This window comes from Crenothrix polyspora (assembly GCF_900163755.1).
Classification (GTDB): Bacteria; Pseudomonadota; Gammaproteobacteria; order Methylococcales; family Methylomonadaceae; genus Crenothrix; species Crenothrix polyspora.
On record NZ_FUKI01000151.1, the window covers coordinates 825 to 4,080 of the forward strand.

Here is a 3,256-nt window from a genome sequence, read left to right on the forward strand (position 1 = left end):
GGAACTCAGTGAATACTGGGGCTATAGCTCAGCTGGGAGAGCACCTGCCTTGCACGCAGGGGGTCAGCGGTTCGATCCCGCTTAGCTCCACCAATTCTATAACGTTTTAAACGCACAAAGACTTTAAGTAATTAAGGTTTTATCTGCATTCTAAAGACCTTATAGAATTGGTGCTTAAACGCATTAATTGCTCTTTAACAAATTGGAAATCTGTAACATTAAAAGTTTAACCATGCCCTAGCAGTGTGGTGAGACTTGGATGGGTTCGAATGAACCTGGTTAACACAGATAAACACAACAGACTTCAGTAATGAAGAATGAAGCGTTTTGATCGTGTTGAATTCAGGCGAACAAGAGTCCATTCGCAAAAAAGCGATAGAAACTGATGAGTAACACGAACGTTAATTTAAAATAAAAGCGTTATGAAAATAGCGAAATAACTTTAAAAAGACCCATTCGGGTTATATGGTCAAGTGAATAAGCGCATACGGTGGATGCCTAGGCAGTGAGAGGCGATGAAGGACGTTGTAGCATGCGATAAGCCGCGGGGAGTGTGCAAACTCACCTTGATCCGCGGATTTCCGAATGGGGGAACCCAGCTGTCATCAGACAGTTATCTTGACATGAATACATAGTGTCCTGAGGCGAACGTGGGGAACTGAAACATCTAAGTACCCACAGGAAAAGAAATCAACCGAGATTCCCTTAGTAGCGGCGAGCGAACGGGGATTAGCCCTTAAGTTGTACAGTTGTTAGTGGAACAGTCTGGAAAGTCTGGCGATACAGGGTGATAGCCCCGTACACGAAAACGCTGTACAGTGAAAACGAGTAGGACGGGGCACGAGAAACCTTGTCTGAACATGGGGGGACCATCCTCCAAGGCTAAATACTCCTTACTGACCGATAGTGAACCAGTACCGTGAGGGAAAGGCGAAAAGAACCGCGGAGAGCGGAGTGAAATAGATCCTGAAACCGTATGCGTACAAGCAGTGGAAGCGGACTTGTTCCGTGACTGCGTACCTTTTGTATAATGGGTCAGCGAGTTAATCTCAGTGGCAAGCTTAACCGAATAGGGGAGGCGTAGCGAAAGCGAGTCTTAATAGGGCGTCAAGTCGCTGGGATTAGACCCGAAACCGGGCGATCTATCCATGACCAGGCTGAAGGTGAGGTAATACTTACTGGAGGGCCGAACCCACGTATGTTGAAAAATCCGGGGATGAGTTGTGGATCGGAGTGAAAGGCTAATCAAGCTCGGAGATAGCTGGTTCTCCTCGAAAGCTATTTAGGTAGCGCCTCGTGTATAACTGTTGGGGGTAGAGCACTGTTTCGGCTAGGGGGTCGTCTAGACTTACCAACCCGATGCAAACTCCGAATACCAACAAGTTTGAGCACGGGAGACACACGGCGGGTGATAAGGTCCGTCGTGAAAAGGGAAACAGCCCAGACCGTCAGCTAAGGTCCCAAAATCTATGCTCAGTGGGAAACGATGTGGAAAGGCACAGACAGCCAGGAGGTTGGCTTAGAAGCAGCCATCCTTTAAAGAAAGCGTAATAGCTCACTGGTCGAGTCGGTCTGCGCGGAAGATTTACCGGGGCTAAGCATAGTACCGAAGCTACGGGTTCAACGTTTACGTTGAGCGGTAGAGGAGCGTTCTGTACGCCTGTGAAGGTGCATTGAGAAGTGTGCTGGAGGTATCAGAAGTGCGAATGCTGACATGAGTAACGATAATGCGGGTGAAAAACCCGCACGCCGAAAACCCAAGGTTTCCTGCGCAACGCTAATCGACGCAGGGTTAGTCGGTACCTAAGGCGAGGCTGAAAAGCGTAGTCGATGGAAAACAGGTTAATATTCCTGTACCGGTGGTAACTGCGATGGGGTGACGGAGAAGGCTAGGTCAGCCAACTGTTGGAATAGTTGGTTTAAGCGAGTAGGGAGTGTGACCAGGCAAATCCGGTTGCATATATTCCGAGACGTGATGACGGATTTTATTTTCGGATAAGATGAAGTGATTGATGCCATGCTTCCAAGAAAAACCTCTAAGCTTCAGGTTACCAGTGGCCGTACCGTAAACCGACACAGGTGGGTGGGATGAGAATTCTAAGGCGCTTGAGAGAACTCGGCTGAAGGAACTAGGCAAAATGATACCGTAACTTCGGGAGAAGGTATGCCCCTTGTAGGTGAAAAGACTTGCTCTTGGAGCTGAAAGGGGTTGCAAAAAATTGGTGGCTGCGACTGTTTAGCAAAAACATAGCACTCTGCGAACTCGAAAGAGGAAGTATAGGGTGTGACGCCTGCCCGGTGCTGGAAGGTTAATTGATGGGGTTAGCGTAAGCGAAGCTCTTGATCGAAGCCCCAGTAAACGGCGGCCGTAACTATAACGGTCCTAAGGTAGCGAAATTCCTTGTCGGGTAAGTTCCGACCTGCACGAATGGCGTAACGATGGCCACACTGTCTCCAGCCGAGACTCAGTGAAATTGAAATTGCGGTGAAGATGCCGTATACCCGTGGCTAGACGGAAAGACCCCGTGAACCTTTACTATAGCTTTGCACTGGACTTTGAATCAACTTGTGTAGGATAGGTGGGAGGCTTTGAAGCGTGGACGCTAGTTCATGTGGAGCCGACCTTGAAATACCACCCTGGTTTATTTGAAGTTCTAACCTCGGCCCGTTATCCGGGCTAGGGACAGTGTATGGTGGGTAGTTTGACTGGGGCGGTCTCCTCCCAAAGAGTAACGGAGGAGCACGAAGGTACCCTCAGGCTGGTCGGAAATCAGCCAATGAGTGCAATGGCATAAGGGTGCTTGACTGCGAGACGTACAAGTCGAGCAGGTACGAAAGTAGGTCATAGTGATCCGGTGGTTCTGTATGGAAGGGCCATCGCTCAACGGATAAAAGGTACTCCGGGGATAACAGGCTGATACCGCCCAAGAGTTCATATCGACGGCGGTGTTTGGCACCTCGATGTCGGCTCATCACATCCTGGGGCTGAAGCAGGTCCCAAGGGTATGGCTGTTCGCCATTTAAAGTGGTACGCGAGCTGGGTTCAGAACGTCGTGAGACAGTTCGGTCCCTATCTGCCATGGGCGTTTGAGAATTGAGGGAAGCTGCTCCTAGTACGAGAGGACCGGAGTGGACGAACCTCTGGTGTTCCGGTTGTTCTGCCAAGGGCATTGCCGGGTAGCCAAGTTCGGACAGGATAACCGCTGAAAGCATCTAAGCGGGAAGCCCCTCCCAAGATGAGTTCTCACTGGGACTT

The 3,256-nt window shown here is 49.8% G+C and carries 2 rRNA genes (1 of these 2 running past the window's edge); both read left to right on the forward strand.

Annotation, left to right across the window (positions count from 1 at the left end):
* Positions 1 to 51: ribosomal RNA gene (locus CRENPOLYSF2_RS15430) — 16S ribosomal RNA — on the forward strand (its annotated part extends 824 nt beyond the left edge of the window); the annotation flags it as partial.
* Positions 52 to 467: 416 nt separating this feature from the next.
* Positions 468 to 3,256 (forward strand): 23S ribosomal RNA (locus CRENPOLYSF2_RS15440); the annotation flags it as partial.